Source organism: Streptomyces sp. NRRL B-24572 (assembly GCF_002156145.1).
Lineage (GTDB): Bacteria > Actinomycetota > Actinomycetes > Streptomycetales > Streptomycetaceae > Streptomyces > Streptomyces vietnamensis.
On record NZ_MWIG01000945.1, the window covers coordinates 1 to 1623 of the forward strand.

At 74.9% G+C, this 1623-nt stretch carries 2 protein-coding genes; both read right to left on the minus strand.

The window, feature by feature from the left end; genetic code table 11:
- Positions 1-397: protein kinase (locus CCN56_RS38625; RefSeq protein WP_179200148.1), on the minus strand; the 397-nt coding region annotated here is incomplete at its 3' end.
- A gap of 211 nt (positions 398-608) precedes the next feature.
- On the minus strand, positions 609-1623 hold a 1015-nt coding region (locus CCN56_RS38630; RefSeq protein ID WP_086832305.1), incomplete at its 5' end, for a glycosyltransferase 87 family protein.

Genomic DNA, 1623 nt, shown 5'->3' on the forward strand with positions numbered 1-1623 from the left:
CGATGCCGAAGTCGATGACGTACGGGCCGTCGGGGGCGAGCATGATGTTGCTCGGCTTCAGGTCGCGGTGGACGACTCCGGCCGCGTGGATCGAGGCCAGGGCCCGGGCCGCGCAGCCGACGAGCGGGAAGACGGTCGCCGGCGGCAGTGCCCCGAAGGCGCCGAGCGCCTCGTGCAGCGCGATGCCGGGGACGAAGGCGGAGGCCAGCCAGGGGGAGGCGCCCGAGGTGTCGTGGTCGACGACGGGCACCAGGTGGTATCCCCGCACCCGGCGGGCGGCCCGCACCTCCTGCTCGAAGCGCCGCCGGAACTCGGGGTCCTGGCCGTGCTCGCGGAGGATCAGTTTCAGGGCGACGGGCTGGCCGCCGCGCGTGTGCGAGAGGTAGACGGTGCCCATGCCGCCCGCGCCGAGCCGGGCGACCAGCCGGTATCCGGCGACGTCCCGCGGGTCGTCGGGTCCGAGGGGCGTGAGCACGTCGTCGACGCCGGTACCGATGTGAGCCTCCCCCGCTCCGGGTGTCGCCGCCCTGCACAGGAGCCGGCAGCACTTGCCGGACGAGCCTACGGCACGGGGGATCTTGCCGAACTCCCGTGTCGGCGGGGTGGGTTCAGGCGTCGGGCGGCCCTCCGGCCGTCGAGGTCCACAGGCGGCGGGCGGCGAGCAGGGCCGCCGCGAGCAGCAGGGCGTTGCGGAGCACCATGACGGCCAGGCCGGTGGTGGTGCCGGTGACGACCTCGTCGTAGAGGACGGGGTACGCGAGGGAGCTGAGGGCGGCCGCCGGGAGGAGCAGCAGGGCGACCGGGCGCATCACGGTCGCCCGGGAGGTCATGCAGACGGCGGCGAGGCCGAGCAGCCAGATCATGTACTGGGGGCTGATCACCCGGCTGGTGACGGTGAAGAGCAGGACGGCGGCGAGGGCCGCGTCGAACGGGGTGGCGTCGGTCCAGCGGCGGGCCTGGAGGCGCCACAGGAGGAGCCAGCCGAAGGCGATGACGGTGAGCATCAGGGCGAGGTGCCCGAGGCTGGAGACGTACGGGCCGACGTACTCGTAGGCCCCGTAGCGGAACTCGATCCGGCCCGGCCAGATGCCGCTCGCGCGGGCCGCCGCCAGGGCCGTGCCCCACAGGGACTCGATCTGGATGCCGCGGCTGCCCTGCTGGCGCAGGAAGCCCAGCGCGTCGGAGAAGAACAGGGCGAGGGTGGCGAGGAGCGCGAGGGCGGTGACGGCGGCGGCGGTCCAGGCCTCGCGGGTGGTACGGCCCCGGGGCGTGCCGATCAGGGCGAGCGCAGGCCACACCTTGACCATGGCGCCGATCCCGGCGAGCGCCCCGCCGAGCCGGTGGGCGGCGGTGGCGCGGGTGCCCAGGGCGAGCAGGGCGAGCACGGCGAGGGCGGTGGTCTGGACGTCGTACCGGGCGAACGGGAGGTGGAGGAGGAGGGGGAGGCCGAGGACCCAGATCAGGGCGCCGTGGGTGAGGCGGACGCTGTCGGCGCGGGCGAGGGCGAGCGTGACGACCGCGTCGGCGAGGACGGTGAGGGCGACGAAGGCCTGGAAGTAGGTGAGCCAGGGGAGGACGCCCGGCGACATGATCACGAGCCCCGCGCCGGGCGTCCTCCCCTGG